The 16,136-nt window shown below is 60.6% G+C and carries 9 protein-coding genes and 2 pseudogenes; 7 read left to right on the plus strand and 4 right to left on the minus strand.

What is annotated here, in order from left to right; translation table 11 throughout:
* Window positions 1-197: 197 nt before the first annotated feature.
* The 3 genes and pseudogenes from AWB76_RS33825 to AWB76_RS33835 all read left to right on the plus strand — a co-directional run.
* A complete protein-coding gene (locus tag AWB76_RS33825) occupies window positions 198-1,523 on the plus strand; it encodes an NAD(P)/FAD-dependent oxidoreductase (RefSeq protein WP_061164459.1) in 1,326 nt (441 codons plus the stop codon).
* Window positions 1,524-1,609: 86 nt separating this feature from the next.
* Complete coding sequence (locus AWB76_RS33830; protein ID WP_061164460.1) at window positions 1,610-3,076, plus strand: aldehyde dehydrogenase family protein; 1,467 nt, start codon at window positions 1,610-1,612, stop codon at window positions 3,074-3,076.
* Between the two features lie 90 nt (window positions 3,077-3,166).
* Window positions 3,167-3,870 (plus strand): annotated as a pseudogene (locus tag AWB76_RS33835) (amidohydrolase); the annotation flags it as partial.
* Between the two features lie 81 nt (window positions 3,871-3,951).
* On the opposite strand, the pseudogene AWB76_RS39690 reads toward AWB76_RS33835, so the two are convergent.
* The 3 genes and pseudogenes from AWB76_RS39690 to AWB76_RS39695 all read right to left on the minus strand — a co-directional run.
* Window positions 3,952-4,296: pseudogene (locus tag AWB76_RS39690) on the minus strand (RES family NAD+ phosphorylase); the annotation flags it as partial.
* Window positions 4,293-4,916 (minus strand): integrase, encoded by a 624-nt coding sequence (locus tag AWB76_RS33840; RefSeq protein WP_244173561.1) that lies wholly within the window; start codon window positions 4,914-4,916, stop codon window positions 4,293-4,295. The gene AWB76_RS33840 and the pseudogene AWB76_RS39690, both read right to left, overlap by 4 nt.
* Before the next feature lie 598 nt (window positions 4,917-5,514).
* Window positions 5,515-5,808: a response regulator gene (locus tag AWB76_RS39695; RefSeq protein ID WP_341845321.1), complete on the minus strand. Its 294-nt coding sequence runs from the start codon at window positions 5,806-5,808 to the stop codon at window positions 5,515-5,517.
* A gap of 265 nt (window positions 5,809-6,073) precedes the next feature.
* Here AWB76_RS39695 and AWB76_RS33845 point away from each other — a divergent pair, with 265 nt between their 5' ends.
* Window positions 6,074-6,370, plus strand: a complete 297-nt coding sequence (locus AWB76_RS33845; protein ID WP_244173563.1) for a DUF6723 family protein — start codon at window positions 6,074-6,076, stop codon at window positions 6,368-6,370.
* Window positions 6,371-7,307: 937 nt separating this feature from the next.
* Here the strand turns inward: AWB76_RS33845 and AWB76_RS41270 are convergent.
* Entirely contained in the window at window positions 7,308-7,502 is a 195-nt protein-coding gene (locus AWB76_RS41270) for a hypothetical protein (RefSeq protein ID WP_157696267.1), read from the minus strand.
* Window positions 7,503-7,598: 96 nt separating this feature from the next.
* On the opposite strand from AWB76_RS41270, the gene AWB76_RS33855 reads away from it, so the two are divergent.
* The 3 genes from AWB76_RS33855 (at window position 7,599) to AWB76_RS33865 (ending at window position 16,129) form a co-directional block, all read left to right on the plus strand.
* Window positions 7,599-7,820, plus strand: a complete 222-nt coding sequence (locus AWB76_RS33855; RefSeq protein WP_061164462.1) for a CsbD family protein — start codon at window positions 7,599-7,601, stop codon at window positions 7,818-7,820.
* Window positions 7,821-8,815: 995 nt separating this feature from the next.
* Window positions 8,816-9,808, plus strand: a complete 993-nt coding sequence (locus AWB76_RS33860) for an IS5 family transposase (RefSeq protein WP_061164463.1) — start codon at window positions 8,816-8,818, stop codon at window positions 9,806-9,808.
* 288 nt (window positions 9,809-10,096) lie between these two features.
* Window positions 10,097-16,129: a hybrid sensor histidine kinase/response regulator gene (locus tag AWB76_RS33865; RefSeq protein ID WP_082864591.1), complete on the plus strand. Its 6,033-nt coding sequence runs from the start codon at window positions 10,097-10,099 to the stop codon at window positions 16,127-16,129.
* The last annotated feature ends 7 nt before the right edge of the window (window positions 16,130-16,136 follow it).

Raw genomic sequence — 16,136 nt, forward strand, 5'->3', positions numbered from 1 at the left:
GCCTGGCGTGCATGCGCGGAAAGTGCGCGACCCGATGCGTCGTATGCGGGCAGGGGCCTGCAAAGAACAGCGTCGCTTCGTGTAGACCAGTCCATTTGATATTTTCTGCCGCGAACCCTCTGTAGTATCAATTGCAGCCGGCCGGCAGAAACCAACGCATGGCACCCAATACCTCAGTCAGTAAGGAGTTTTCTCAGATGCGCGTACCGTTGACCCGCATTGTTACCACCCCGACGCTGCCGGACAGCGCCGATGTCGTCGTGATAGGCGCGGGCATCGTCGGCGTGTTCACCGCATGGTTTCTGGCGAAGCGCGGCGTGAAGGTCGCGTTGATCGAAAAAGGCATAGTCGGCGGCGAGCAATCCAGCCGGAACTGGGGATGGTGTCGTCAACAGAACCGTGACGCGCGCGAATTGCCGATTGCGATCGAAAGCCTGAGGTTGTGGGATCAGTTCGAAGCCGAGTCGGGTGAGACGGCTGGCTTTCGTCGCAGCGGACTGCTCTATCTGAGCAACGACGACAGCGAACTGGCTGGCTGGGCAAAATGGTGCACCTTCGCGCGCTCGGCAGGCGTAAAGACGGAAGTGCTCGGCGGCAAGGCCGCGACCGAGCGCGGCGCTTCGACGGGGAAAAACTGGAAAGGTGGTGTGTTCGCGCCAACGGACGGCACCGCGGACCCCGGCGCTGCGGCGCCCGCCGTGGCACGCAGCATCATGAGACTTGGCGGAACGGTACATCAGAACTGCGCGGCGCGGGGGATCGAAACGGAAGGCGGACGCGTTAGCGCCGTGATCACGGAGCACGGCACGATCCGCACAAAAATCGCGGTGCTGTCGGGCGGTGCTTGGACGTCGACATTCTGCCGCCAACTCGGCATTCGCTTGCCGCAAGCCACCATCCGCTCGTCGTTGATGTCGGTTTCGCTACCGCGCGGCACGCTGCCCGACGCGATGCACACCAAGGCCATCACGATCACGCGACGCGGTAACGGAACGTATTCGCTTGCCATCAGCGGCCTCGGCAAACTCGATCTCACGCTGCAAAAGTTTCGCTACGCCAACGACTTCCTGCCGATGTTGACGCGTCGCTGGCGCAGCCTGAGCCCGGGATATCTTGAAGGCGTGCGCTCCGGTCACGAGAACATGGGGCGCTGGGCACTCGATCGCCCCACGCCGATGGAAAAGATGCGCGTACTCGATCCGTGCGTTGATCAGGCCACGGTCAAGGAGATTCACCGACGGGCCATCGAACTGTGTCCGGCGATTGGCGCGGCGGCGGTGGCGGCGTCCTGGGCCGGTTATATCGACATGACGCCGGACGGCGTGCCTGCAATCGGCGAAGTGAACGAAGTGCCCGGCTTCGTGCTGGCTGCAGGCCTGAGCGGTCACGGTTTTGGCATTGGTCCAGGATGCGGTCATCTGGTCGCGGACCTGGTGATGGGCCTGAAACCGATCGTCGATCCCGAACCTTACCGCCCGGAGCGATTCGACGAATCGGTGTGGGGAAAGGTCGCCGAGTTCTAACCGTCGTCGCGCCCACCGGCATATTAATCACAAACCACCGTGTTCGCCTTCGCAGGCGCATGGTCAAGCCTCCAGGATAAGCCGCAATGATTTCACCCGTTCTTCATCTGAAGCAGGCGGGCCGGCTGGACCGGTTCTTTATCGATGGCGAATGGACGCTGCCCTCGACTATTTCAGACACGGCGCGGGCTGCGGTGATCTGCCCGTCCACGGAGGAAACGCTGTGCGAGATTGCGCTGGGCGATGCGAAAGACGTCGACCGCGCCGTGCTAGCGGCGCGTAAAGCATTCCCGCAGTGGTCCGCGACGTCGCCACAGGAGCGCGCGGCGCTGCTGGATCGCGTACATAGCCTGATGATTGAGCGCACCGAACTGTTTGCCCAGGCGCTGACGCTGGAAATGGGTGCACCGATCGACTATGCCCGCGGCGGGCATGTGCCGCTCGCGATTGCCCATCTCGGCGTCGCACGCGACAACCTGTTGAAGTACCCGTTTATCGTCCAGCACGGCACCACGGCGATTGCGCGCGAACCGATCGGCGTGTGCGCACTGATCACGCCTTGGAACTGGCCGATCTACCAGATCACGGCGAAAGTCGGCCCGGCGCTGGCGGCAGGTTGCACGGTTGTCCTCAAACCCAGCGAACTGTCGGCGCTAAGCGCGTTGCTGTTTGCCGAAGTGATGGCCGATGCAGGCATTCCCGCGGGCGTCTTCAATCTGGTCAGCGGGACAGGACCGGAAGTGGGCACAGCGCTCGCGTCGCATCCGCAGGTGGACATGGTGTCGATCACCGGATCGACGCGTGCGGGTGTGCTGGTCGCTCAGGCGGCAGCGCCAACCGTCAAGCGCGTGGCGCAGGAGCTCGGCGGCAAGTCGCCGAACCTGGTGCTTCCGGACGCCGATCTGCCGCCTGCGGTTTCACTTGGCGTGGCATCGGCCTTCCGGAACATGGGTCAGTCGTGCAGCGCGCCGAGCCGGATGATCGTCCCGCGCGGCGTCCTCGCCGAAGTCGAGGCGCTCGCCGTGGCGGCAACCGAGCAGATGTGCGTCGGCGATCCCTTCGCGGAAGCGACGACGCACGGTCCGCTCGCCAATCGGGCGCAGTTTGACCGGGTGCAGCAGATGATCGAAAGCTTCATCGACGAAGGCACGAAACTGGTAATCGGCGGGGCGGGCAGGCCCGAGGGACTCGCTACAGGCTTCTATGCGCGTCCGACGATCTTCTCCGACGTCCACACCGGAATGAGCGTGGCTCAGCAGGAAGTGTTCGGGCCGGTGCTGGCGATCTTGCCTTATGACACGGTGGACGAAGCCATCGCCATCGCAAACGACACCGTCTATGGACTCGGCGCGCATGTGCAAGGCACGGACAAGGCGCTGATGCGTTCGGTTGCGTCGCGTATTCAGTCGGGTCAGGTGCATCTGAACTATCCGGCGTGGGACCCGCAGGCGCCGTTTGGCGGCTACAAGCAATCCGGCAATGGCCGAGAGTATGGTGTCAAAGGCATGGAAGAGTATATGGAGATCAAGTCAATCCTCGGGTACTACGATTGAAACCATGCGAGGCATCTGTCGTCACATTATTTGACGTTAGATTGCGTCACCTCGCGCGCCCGAAACCGTTCGCTCTCAAAAGGCGTCGAATTGGAATCCGCCGATATTGTCGAGTCATCGCTGAACACGCTTCCGCGCCCTGGGAGAAGTTACGACGCGATCTGTATGCCCATCCCGAACTGCGTTTCGAGGAGCACCGCACTGCAGACGTCGTGGCGCGCGAACTGGAGGCGCTGGGGTACGAGGTGTCGCGCGGACTGGGCGGGACGGGCGTGGTGGCGAATCTGCCGGGCGTGAATCCGGCGTGGGGCATCGTGCTGCGCGCCGATCTCGACGCGCTGCCCATTCATGAAGCTAACGATTTCACCCATGCGTCGTGTGCGCATGGCGTCATGCATGCCTGTGGGCACGACGGGCATACGGTGATGTTGCTTGGCGCCGCACGTCTTTTGAAAACATTGCCCCAGTTGCCCGGCAGCGTGCACTTCGTCTTTCAGCCGGGAGAAGAAGGCGGCGCAGGCGCACGTAAGATGATCGACGACGGGCTGTTCGAGCGCTTTCCGACCGAGGCCGTGTTCGGCATGCACAACTGGCCGGGTTTGGCGGCCGGACATTTCGGGCTGCGTCGCGGGGCGGTCATGGCGGCGGGTTCGCGCTTCAGGATTACGGTGACGGGCAAGGGCGCGCACGCCGCACAGCCGCATCTGGGCCTCGACCCGATGCCGCTGGCGTGTTCGATGGTGCTGCAATGTCAGACCATTTCTGCGCGTCACAAGGACCCGGTGGACCCGGCTGGGATGCCGCTGTTGTCGAGGGCTTCGTAAATCTGCCGAGAGATACGTTGTGTAGATGTAACGTCGGCTAGCTAATTGGCCGAGATTAAGGCCGAACTCCCGCGCCATCACGCCTGGCGCGGTCATGTCAGCCAAGTTCAGTCGCGCGACTACGCCGACAGCACGCACAATGCGTCCACGAATCTCGCTTAGCGAAATGGTACGCGAACGGCTTCGGTGCCATTGGTGCTGATGAAAGGCCGACTCCATCAATACCGTCGGAAGGTCAAAGCCCAGGTACAGAACCCTATAGTCACCCGTCGGATCGTCGTACCGATTCGCGGAGCTTCTACCAAAATAGAGCGGCGTGGCGGCGTATTCGACTCGGCTGATGTGTTGGAGCAGTTCTCCGGCCGCAATGACGCGGCTGCGAATCGACAAAGTCAAACTGCTTCCTCACCGTGAATACCGACCGCGTTCAGGACAACCTCGACAAGTTGATCGAAGTTGCCTGGCGTCACGGCTTCGATAGGTGAGTGACCACCGAGCGCATCATTTCGAGACGACAGCGCACGAAAGAGTGTCCACGAGTCAACCGACGCCGCTCGGGTGAGCGCTTCGCGGGTGAACTTCAGCTTCAGCGGATCAAGCTGCCAGTCGGGCAGTCGCTGACCCCGACGACCCACGTCTATTGAGAGAAGGCGCCGAGGCCGTGCTGACAGATCTTTATAGATCTGTTGGCGCGACTTGTGTGCGAACCGCGCAAACTCCGTCAGCGGAATGTTCCCGGGTGCATCGTATGCGCGCAGCAACGCCGCACGCCCGCGCTGCACATCGGTCGCCGACGGCTGCCAGGGTGATTCTGCCCGAAGCGCGCGTGCTTTCGTTGGCAAGCCCGTGGTGAGCTGGAGCGGCGAGGGTGCAGCCTCCGCAAATTTCTCTCGAATCAACGCGTTCAACTCGGCGACGAAGGCGTCTTCGTCCTTGATGCGTACGGCACGTTCGAAACGATGAGCGTCTTCAGCGGTGATTTCAGGGAACTCCATGGCGGGCATTGGCTTGGACATGGTTCGGCCTCGTGCGAGACACAATACCAGCACAATGACCGCTTTTGTCGCGTTTGTCAACTTTGTCGCGTTAGCCTCGACTTCACGGTCACGCGGCGCGGTTGCAGTTCCTGGGCTTGAAGACGGTGAAGTTTGAAGGCGACTGCTAAAAAGAGTCGAACAATTTTCAACACCAGAGCTTGACGCCGTTTCGAACGTCTCGCTCGCTGAGTCCAAGCGACGCCGCTCGGCAAGCATTCCGCTATGTACCGCGTTGCATCGTCCGTGGGTCGCTAATTGTTGTACCCTCGCGCTCTGCCGTCTTTACGAACCTTCGCACCTGATGCGCGGGTCGACAAGGCCGGGGGCCAGCACGGCATCGACGTCCACGAATTTACTTCCGATTCTATCGAATGGTTAAGAGCTTGGGGGCTTCCGTAAAGCAGGGCTTATTGCATGCGGGAGGTGAGGCGCCAGTGCATATGGGATGATGGGGGCCATGAACGACCCCAAGGTGTGCGCCTAACGCCGATCGTATAACGCAAGTCATCGGGCTTTTGCATTGGGCGGCGGTCGCCGGTTCAGCCGCAACCAAAAAGAAGCAACGAGCGCCAGCATTTTAGAAAATTCGCTGAAACTCGTAGGCTCCCAGATATGCGTTGACGCCTTGTTCGTAGCAGCGGCGCAGATCGCGCGGTTCACGCGAAGAAGTCAACGCAACAACGGGTAGTGACGAGGTGCTCGGCGGTCGGCGGATTTCGTGCAGAACAGCAAGACCATCAACCTTTGGCAGCTTGAGGTCCAATAGTACGAGCGCCGGGTCCGCGTTGAGGCGGTGTTTCCGGGCACCCTCGCGCCGCAGATAAAAGCGCCTCTTCGCCGTCGCGAGCGATGGCCATTGTGCACGTTTCACAGTACGGCTCGAGAGCGATCTGCGCGAGGTCGAGGTCGTACGGATTGTCTTCGACGAAGAGAAGCGATTTCACGATGGCGGGCACGGGATCGGCTCACTTATGTAGCAATGATCGTTCCGATCGCGTTCCGAAGTGGAGCGGATTTTGGGCATCGGTGACGGGTGATTTGCGCTCTCCGGTTCCCACGTCATTGGACATGGAGCAGTTTTTGCGTCATGTAGGCGAGCACTCAGGGCCCAGCGTGCCCGAATCGTGCCTTTCTCCATGGACGACAATAGCCTGCGCCGGCCCGAGCTGGTCTTCTTTCCAACGAAGTGCCCCGAGCCGACTCCTGGTCATTCCACGGACGATTACCGCGTATACGCGTCGTATCGTCCGGGCACCACCGGGCGCTTCATGGGTACATTGAAGGTCGTACGTGTCACGGACGGACGACTGCTCTTTCCTTTTGATGGCGCCGAGGAAATTGGTCCTTTCGAGACCAAAGATGCGGCCAGAGATGCCGCGTCGCGTCGCGGTATGGAAATCGTCGAAGCGGACCTCCATTCACCGGAACTCTGACGGGATACATGGGGACGTCCGCAGCAGCGACTTGCCGTCTTGTATTAGGCAGAAGGCCGGCTGACAGAACTGCTTTCGGAGGTCGTATGAAACTGATTCTAGGAAATGCCTGCCTCTGCGCGCTCATTGTCGTTGTCATCGGCGGTGCGCACGCGGCAGGAACTGAAGGGCAAGGGCCCTTCGCATCGAGCTCGAAAGAATCTGCATCGTCGGGGCAGGGAGACGGTCGAGTTAGCGGACAAGGATCCGCCGGCGGCATGCAGCCGTCCACGCCGGGCGGCAACACCGGGAACACTGCGGATAGCGCCCGACCTCCAACGCAAGAATCTTCGGGCGGTAGACAGCCTGTCACGCCTGTCATACCGGCGAGCGGTGCCAATCACAGCTCTTCCGCCCGAAAAAGCAAGCCCGCCCCCGAGTAGGAGTGACCCTCGACACAAGGCGACGTTTAAGTGCCGGCGGGCCCGACCGCGCCGTAACCTCGATGAGGTCGAACAGGCAATGCAGAGTGTTACCTTTTCGGCAGAACGCGTCGATCTGGGCTTGTTTGCCGCGTTCGACGACCTCAGCTTCGTCGAGCGAGCTATACCCGATGATAGCAACCGCGGCGAAGCAGGCCGATTCACGCATGCCGTGGCCACCGCGAATCCATCACAGAAGGCATGTCAATGTCCAATGTGAGGTCCGAATGTTGGCGGCGTCCTTAATGCTTGCCGTCTTCCTTCGACGACCGTTGTTCGGAACCCTTCGAGAGCCAGAACAGCCGCAAGCGCCTCCGCCTGCGCGCGATCGTCGTCGACAATCAATCAAGAAAGCGACGGGCGGAGTGACGCTCTGGAACGAGCGGACGCTCCACATACGGGAAGGACGCGAAGAGCTGGTTGCATGGTCGAAAAGACGGATTTTTCCAGAAAACAGCAACGGCTATGCCGCAGGTTCACTCGCCGGCTTTCGAAGAACCCAGCTTCCTAGGGACCGCTTCGGCGTTGCAGCGCGCGGCTTCTTCGTTCGCGAATACTTCCTTAGAGCGATAAAGCACAAGCGATGGCCCGCCATCGGGATCGACCGCCAGTGCGATCCAGATCCAGCCGACTAGCTGACGTCCGACCCGGATTTCCGGAGAATCGGACACGGTTAAATATTTCCCTCAGAGATCACCGGGGTCGGCACTCTCCTTGCGAGTGTAGTCAAGCCTGCGATCGGGAGGAATGCAGGAGAACCGAAATGAATGAGGGTCGGCGAAAAGGTGAAGGGAGAAATCAACGGGGGCGTCGGCAAAGTAACGGACGATCCGGCCCAGGAAGCGAAAGGCGATGCTCAGCAGGCGGGCGGCGAAGCCACGAAAGAACTCGGTGACACGAAGGAAGATTTGAAGGACGCCGCCGCTGACAAGGACAGTCCTGCTGCACCCGCACCGCCGCCGCTGCGCTGCAGTTCGCGGTCGCGCTGAAGAGCCATCGCCGTGGTTTTTGTCGAAGCGGCGCGCGATCCCGCCGGAAGTGCCTTGCCCGATTCCGTATAGACGCGCCTCGTACCGCGCGCGGCTAATTGCGACGTGGTACAAGTTCATCGATGTCGTGCGAACTCTGGGTATCGAGCGCGATCAGCGTCGGGTCGTTGGTCAAGCCTTGTGAACTGTGGGACGGTAGGGGCGTACGCGTGTTCAAGACGAAGCGGCCGACTGCTGGACAGCTCGACCAAGCGGACAGGCGGTTCGTCGCGCGGCTCGACCGACTCAAGTCTCATGACGCCGTTCATACCCGGCCACGCGCATACCCCCGTTGACCGAAGCGTGACTTCTTTATAGGCATCTGCGCTGCCAACTCGACCGCCTTCACCAGCGTGGGCGCACGTCGGTTCTCTCGCCGACGGGCATCGCGCCATTGGATGCGCCTCGCGGACAAGCCTTCATGTGCCTTTCGCCGTGCGGTGTGCCAGTTCACTATACATAGTGCCTTCGGCGCATGAAGGCGCGCGGTGACTAACCGCCAGACCCGTCGGCGCCGCACCAATCGTGTCGGGCCAGCGGGGCAGCGAGAAAAATGTCTGTTTTAACCACGGCCCTGAGAGGCACCCTTGTAGGGCCGGAGGAACGCCTCCAGTCCTCCTCGTCATTCGCGACCGACGATCGGTGCATCCGACGTCTGCGCTGGCCGTTGGAGACATCCCCTTCCCTCGCGTTCGAGAAGCAGAGCGCTTCCTATTCTGGGCCTGGCGGTCGAGCAGACACGCGAAGAACGCGCAAGTCCGGCGAGCTTGGCTCTTCGGCACGGGAAGCGTAAGAATGGCCGCGGACCATCTCACGCAGCCTCTGATCGCAAGCCCTGATGGACAAGTAAGGGTCTAATAGCAAAGTAAGGAAACGCTGTTCGATTCGACTCGGCCGTCATCGCAGATGTGGCCGAGGACGTTGTAGAAGCAAGCTCACGGAACGGAACCATAGTGATGAAGCGGCAGATCAGCTTTGCAGAGGCGGAAAGTGCGGGCAAGAAACGCGTGACCAAGCGTCAGCGCTTCCTGGCTGAGATGGAGGCGGTCGTGCCGTGGCCGCGCTTGCTGGCGGCGATCGAACCATACTACCCGAAGGGCGAGCGAGGCCGACCGCCGATTGGCTTGGAACGTATGCTGCGTATTTACTTCCTGCAGCAGTGGTACGGGTTGTCGGATGAAGCGCTCGAAGACGCGCTCTATGACAGCATCGCGATGCGCGCCTTCGCCGGCATTGATCTGGCGGTTGAGAACGCGCCGGATGCGACCACGCTGTTGAAGTTCCGGCGTCTGCTGCTCGAGCACGATCTGACGCGCAAGTTGTTTGACCAAATCGGCATCTCGCTGTGTGAGCGCGGGTTGATGATGAAGGAAGGGACGCTGGTCGACGCGACGATCATTGAGGCTCCGGCTTCGACCAAGAACGCCGGGAAGAGTCGCGACCCGGAGATGCACCAGACCAAGAAAGGAAACACGTGGCACTTCGGTATGAAGGCCCACGTCGGCGTCGATGCCGAATCTGGCCTCGTGCTTAGCGTGGTGGGCACGGCGGCCAATGAGTCGGATGTGTCGCAGGCCCATGCCCTGTTGCACGGCCATGAGCAGGAAGCGTTCGGCGACGCGGGCTACATCGGTGTGGACAAACGCGACGAAATGAAGGGCAAGTCGGTAAAATGGCGCGTAGCGGCCAAGCGCGGAAAGATCAAGGCGATGCAGGATGGTCCGCTGAAGGATCTGGTGATCGCGCTTGAGAAAACCAAGGCGCAAATCCGCGCTCGGGTCGAGCATCCGTTTCATATCATCAAGAACCTGTTCCGTCATCGCAAAGTGCGCTACAAGGGACTGGCCAAAAACACGGCGCAACTGTTCAGCCTGTTCGGTTTGGCGAACCTGTTGATCGCGCGAAATCTGTTGCGCTCGGTTCATGGAAGCAATCCGTCTTGTGTTTGAGAAATGCGAGAAGTGAACCCCGTTTTCGGGCCGAACTCCCAAGAATTACAGGGGTTTCGCTTCGTCATCCGAAAATTGTGAACCAGCGCTGCCGATAACCTCGCGCGCTGACCCATTATTCAGCGATTCCCTAACACGCCCCATCGGTATAGACCTCCCTAATATTTAAGCGCACCAAGAATTCCGCTGCATGTTCGTCCAGTCGCTCTAAGCGTCGCTTAATGTATATCTATATAGGATCGCGCGCGTGTCGGACCCGAAAGCGAAAACCAAAAACGGAAACCTCGAATGGACACTACATCGCTAGAAGATTGCACGCTCACCGGCGACGATCTCGCAATGATGATAAGCAGCGTTGCCGCCTTGCGCGAAGGGAACAGCGATCTGAGCTTTCCGGCCGATTGGACGGGGCTCAAAGGACAGTTGTCCGCTGAATTCATTCGCTTGGCCGATCAATGCGCCCGCCAGTCGCTTGCGCTCGAAAGCGTAAGAGAGAGTCCGACTACACGCCCAGGCGATGGTCGTTGCGTCGACGAAGAAGGGCTGAAGGGGTTCTGGCTGCAGCAAGCCCGCGAAACGAATGCGCTCCTCCGCGGATCTGACACCGCGCACGTATGCACGCGAGAGATTCATGCTGCGCTCATTTCACTCAGGAAGGGAGAAGGCGCGTCGCTTCCCACCGACTGGACTGGCCTGCACGGCAAGCTCGCGGATGCCTTCAACGACGTCGTCGACCAGAACATCCGCATGTCGGACGAGCTCGCGAGACTCAGCCAGGCAGTCGGCAAGGAAGGTCGCATTTATGAGCGCGCCACGCTGCCCGATCCGCGGGGCTTCTGGCGGCGTTCGATCGACTCGGTGAATTCGCTCATCGTCGACCTTGTTCACCCGACGAGCGAGGTGGCGCGCGTCATCGGCGCCGTGGCGCAAGGCGATCTCAGCAAAAGCATGGCGCTCGAAGCCGACGGACGTGCGCTCGAGGGCGAGTTTTTGCGCACGGCCAAGATCATCAACCGTATGGTCGAGCAGCTCGGCACGTTTGCCGCAGAGGTGACACGCGTCGCACGAGAAGTCGGCACTGAGGGCAAGCTCGGCGGTCAGGCGGATGTGCAGGGTGTGGCCGGCACGTGGAAAGACCTGACCGATTCCGTGAACTTCATGGCGGGCAATCTGACGAGCCAGGTGAGAAACATCGCGGAGGTGACCAAGGCCGTCGCGGCGGGCGACTTGTCGAAAAAAATCACGGTCGATGTGAAGGGCGAGATTCTCGAACTGAAAAACACTATCAACACGATGGTCGATCAGTTGCGCTCGTTCGCCTCGGAAGTGACGCGCGTGGCGCGCGAGGTCGGCACGGAAGGCAAGCTTGGTGGTCAGGCGGATGTCAAAGGCGTCGCGGGAACCTGGAAGGACCTGACCGACAACGTCAACTTCATGGCGGGCAATCTGACGAGCCAGGTGCGCAATATCGCGGAAGTCACAACGGCCGTGGCGGCGGGCGACTTGTCGAAGAAGATCACTGTCGATGTGAAGGGCGAGATCCTCGAGTTGAAGAACACGATTAACACGATGGTCGATCAGTTGCGTTCGTTTGCTTCCGAAGTGACGCGCGTAGCGCGCGAGGTCGGCACCGAAGGCAAGTTGGGCGGTCAGGCCGACGTGAAGGGCGTCGCGGGAACGTGGAAGGATCTGACCGACTCGGTCAACTCGATGGGCAGCAACCTGACTGCACAGGTTCGCAACATCGCCGATGTGACGACGGCCGTCGCCGCTGGTGATCTCTCGAAGAAGATCACGGTGGACGTGAAGGGCGAGATTCTCGAACTCAAGAACACCATCAATACGATGGTCGATCAGTTGAGTTCATTCGCATCGGAAGTGACGCGCGTGGCGCGCGAGGTCGGCACCGAGGGCAAGCTCGGCGGCCAAGCCGACGTGCAAGGCGTCGCGGGAACGTGGAAGGATCTGACCGATTCGGTGAATTCGATGGGTGGCAACCTGACCGCGCAGGTGCGCAACATCGCGGATGTGACGACGGCCGTGGCCGCGGGCGATCTTTCGAAGAAGATCACCGTCGACGTGAAGGGCGAGATTCTCGAGCTCAAGAACACGATCAACACGATGGTCGATCAGTTGCGCTCGTTCGCATCGGAGGTGACGCGCGTCGCACGCGAGGTCGGCACCGAAGGCAAACTCGGCGGTCAGGCCGATGTGCAGGGTGTGGCGGGAACGTGGAAGGATCTGACGGACTCGGTCAACTCGATGGGCAGCAACCTGACCGCGCAGGTGCGCAACATCGCGGATGTGACGACGGCCGTGGCTGCCGGTGATCTCTCGAAGAAGATCACTGTCGACGTCAAGGGCGAGATCCTCGAGCTCAAAAATACGATCAACACCATGGTGGACCAGTTGCGCTCGTTCGCGTCGGAAGTGACCCGCGTGGCGCGCGAGGTCGGAACGGAAGGCAAGCTGGGTGGACAGGCCGACGTGCAGGGTGTGGCAGGAACTTGGAAGGACCTCACTGACAACGTCAACTTCATGGCGGGCAATTTGACAAGCCAGGTGCGAAACATCGCGGACGTGACGAAGGCGGTGGCGGCCGGCGACCTGTCGAAGAAAATCACGGTGGACGTAAAGGGCGAAATCCTCGAGCTCAAGAACACTATCAACACGATGGTCGATCAGTTGAGTTCTTTCGCCTCCGAAGTCACGCGCGTCGCGCGCGAGGTGGGCACGCTCGGCAAGCTCGGCGGACAGGCGGATGTGCAGGGCGTCGCCGGTACTTGGAAGGATCTGACTGATTCGGTGAACTTCATGGCCGGCAACCTCACGAGTCAGGTTCGTAACATCGCGGATGTGACGAAGGCGGTGGCAGCAGGCGACCTGTCGAAGAAGATCACCGTGGACGTAAAGGGTGAGATTCTCGAGCTCAAGAACACCATCAACACAATGGTCGATCAGTTGCGCTCGTTCGCTTCGGAAGTGACGCGCGTGGCGCGCGAGGTCGGCACGGAGGGCAAGCTCGGCGGTCAGGCGGATGTGCAGGGCGTTGCGGGCACGTGGAAGGATCTCACCGACAACGTCAACTTCATGGCCGGGAATCTGACCAGCCAGGTCCGCGGCATCGCGCGGGTAGTGACTGCGGTGGCGAACGGCGATCTGGGCCGCAAGCTCACGGTGGAGGCGAAGGGCGAAATCGCGGCACTCGCCGATACGATCAACAGCATGACCGACACGCTCGCCACGTTCGCCGATCAGGTCACGACCGTCGCCCGCGAAGTCGGCGTCGAAGGGAAACTTGGCGGACAGGCAAAGGTGCCGGGCGCGGCGGGGACATGGAAGGGCCTCACTGAAAACGTGAATCAGCTCGCCGCCAACCTGACGACACAGGTGCGTGCGATCGCCGAAGTCGCAACGGCCGTGACCCAAGGCGATTTGACTCGTTCGATCACCGTTGAGGCGCTTGGAGAAGTCGCGGCGCTGAAGGACACGATCAACGAGATGATCCGCAACCTGAAGGACACGACCGCCCTCAATACGGAACAGGACTGGCTCAAGACGAACTTGGCGAAATTCAGTCGCATGCTGCAGGGGCAGAAGGATCTCGTCGCGGTTGGCCAGCTCATCCTCTCAGAACTCGCTCCGGTCGTCGGCGTGCAACACGCCGAATTTTTCGTGTTCGAGACGATCGAGCAAGCTGCTTCACTGAGGCTAGTCGCCAGCTATGCTTCAGACGGTCATCAGTCGCACGGCAAACGGGTCCAGCTCGGCGAAGGGCTGGTCGGTCAATGTGCGTTCGAGAAGCGCAAGATCCTGTTGGCGCCTTCGGATCCTGCTAAGTATCGAATTGAATCCGGCCTTTTGAGCGTAGTGCCGCAGAACGTTCTGGTGATGCCAATCGTCTTCGAAGGGCAGGTGAAGGGCGTGATCGAACTGGCGTCACTTGAATGCTTCAATTCGACTCATCTGGCGTTTCTCGACCAGCTGACCGAAAGTATCGGCATTGTGATTAACACAATCGAAGCGAACACGCGCACCGAAGACCTGCTCAAGCAATCGCAGTCGCTTGCACACGAGTTGCAAAGCCGGCAGGAAGAACTTCAGCAGACCAACGAGGAGTTGCAGGAAAAGGCGAGGCTGCTCGCACATCAGAATCAGGAAGTCGAGAGGAAAAACTCGGAGGTTGAACAGGCACGCCAGGCGCTCGAGGACAAGGCCAAGCAACTTGCGCTGACGTCGAAGTACAAGTCGGAGTTTCTCGCCAACATGTCGCACGAGCTACGCACGCCGCTCAACAGCTTGCTCATCCTGTCTGACCAGCTGTGCAAGAACCCGGAAGGCAACCTATCAGCGAAGCAGATCGAGTACTCGCGCACCATTCATTCTTCGGGAAACGACCTGCTGTTGCTCATCAACGATATTCTGGACTTGGCCAAGATTGAGTCGGGAACGGTCGTTCTTGATGTCGCCGAGCATCGGCTTGCCGACATGACGGCGTACGTCGAGCGCACCTTCCGTCACGTCGCCGAAGCGCGAAACGTCGATTTCAACATTCATCTGGGCAGCGACGTCCCCGCCGCGATCGTGACGGACCTCAAGCGGCTGCAGCAGATCCTGAAGAACCTGCTGTCCAACGCCTTCAAATTTACGCACCAAGGACACGTATCGTTGTCGGTCTCAGTGGCGCGTGACGGATGGAGCGAGGACAACGACACCCTGAACGATGCGGGGAGCGTCGTCGCCTTTTCCGTTCACGATACGGGCATCGGCATTTCTGCGGACAAGCAGCAGATCGTATTCGAGGCCTTCCAACAGGCCGACGGCAGCACCAGCCGCAAATATGGCGGAACCGGACTGGGACTTGCAATCAGCCGCGAGCTCTCGAAACTGCTGGGCGGCGAAATTCGCCTGACCAGCATGCCGAACGATGGGAGTACATTTACGCTTTTCTTGCCACGCACGAACGACCTCGCCAAGACGGGGCGCAGAAGAACCGCGCGCCGAGAAGGGGCGCGCGTCACGGTTCTGAACGACGCGCACGGCGTAAGCAAACCTGCCATGGACTTCCGGGCACACGGAGAGTCGGTCGCCGAGATCGCACACGATATTGCGCTCGCGAATGTTGTTGATGACCGGGACAATATTGTTCAGAGCGACAGCGTGGTGCTGATCGTGGAAAACGATCCCGTTTTTGCACGTGTGATGGTCGATACGACGCGGCAGCGAGGGCTCAAGGCGCTGACCACGCCACTCGGTGCCTGTGCTCTGACGCTGACCAACCAGTTCAAGCCGGACCTCGTCACGCTCGACCTGTTTTTGCCGGACATGGAAGGGTGGCGAGTCCTCTCGCGACTCAAGAACGACGTGGCCACCCGACATATTCCGGTGTGTGTCATCTCGACCGATGATTCCCGCGACCGGGCATTGCGCGCCGGAGCATTCGCTTTTTTGCCGAAGCCTGTCGAATCGCAGGCGGTTCTGGACGCGGCGCTCGCGTCGATGGCCCGCTATGTGGAAGCGGACCGGCGCGTCGCGCTCGTGGCCCTCTCTTCGATGACCGATCGGGAACTGCTCTGCAGTGGGTTGCGGGGCACGCAGGGCGAAGTGGTCTTTGCCGACTCGCGCGATGCGCTGCTGCAACAATTGTCGTCCGAGATCGTCGATACCCTGGTCCTCGCTGACGACATCCCGGGCGTCTCTCCGGAGGACATTGAAGAGGCACTCGCCTTGCGCGAAGGCATTGCTCCACTGCCGGTAATCGTGAGTGCCCCAGTCGAGCTGCCGCCGGCGCGCTGGCGGCGTGCGCGAGAAGGCTTCGTGGTGCAGCACGCGGCGAGCCGCGATCAGCTGCTGGATCTGGTCGTCGCCGCACTTCATGTGGACGCAAGGCACCTCGGCGCGGAGCACGGCGCCATGCTGGATGCCTTTCGGGCGTCGCAGAGCGGATTGAAGGGCGTCAAGGCATTGATTGTCGACGATGACATGCGCAACATCTTTGCACTCGCGACGATCATGGAAGACCTCGGCATGCGTCATGTGTGGGCCGACAACGGACGTGATGCTATACGGCAGGTGGAGTCCGATGCTGAGATCGAGATCGTCATGATGGATATCATGATGCCGGAGATGGACGGTCTCGCCACGATGCGCGAAATCCGAAAGCGACCGGTGGGCAAGGCGTTACCGATCATCGCGGTAACGGCAAAGGCAATGAAAGGCGATCGCGAGAAGTGCATTGAGGCGGGCGCGTGGGATTACCTCTCGAAACCCGTCAACCGAGATGATCTACTCGCCGTGCTGCACGCGTGGCTGCATCGTTAGGAGAAGC

It is taken from the genome of Caballeronia temeraria (assembly GCF_001544795.2).
GTDB lineage: Bacteria > Pseudomonadota > Gammaproteobacteria > Burkholderiales > Burkholderiaceae > Caballeronia > Caballeronia temeraria.

Excerpts from the sequence above, each read along its gene's own strand:
- AWB76_RS33825 (WP_061164459.1), top strand. The coding sequence starts at position 198 with ATGCGCGTACCGTTGACCCGCATTGTTACCACCCCGACGCTGCCGGAC.
- AWB76_RS33830 (WP_061164460.1), top strand. The coding sequence starts at position 1,610 with ATGATTTCACCCGTTCTTCATCTGAAGCAGGCGGGCCGGCTGGACCGG.
- AWB76_RS33840 (WP_244173561.1), bottom strand. The coding sequence starts at position 4,916 with ATGTCCAAGCCAATGCCCGCCATGGAGTTCCCTGAAATCACCGCTGAA.
- AWB76_RS33845 (WP_244173563.1), top strand. The coding sequence starts at position 6,074 with ATGGACGACAATAGCCTGCGCCGGCCCGAGCTGGTCTTCTTTCCAACG.
- AWB76_RS33855 (WP_061164462.1), top strand. The coding sequence starts at position 7,599 with ATGAGGGTCGGCGAAAAGGTGAAGGGAGAAATCAACGGGGGCGTCGGC.
- AWB76_RS33860 (WP_061164463.1), top strand. The coding sequence starts at position 8,816 with ATGAAGCGGCAGATCAGCTTTGCAGAGGCGGAAAGTGCGGGCAAGAAA.
- AWB76_RS33865 (WP_082864591.1), top strand. The coding sequence starts at position 10,097 with ATGGACACTACATCGCTAGAAGATTGCACGCTCACCGGCGACGATCTC.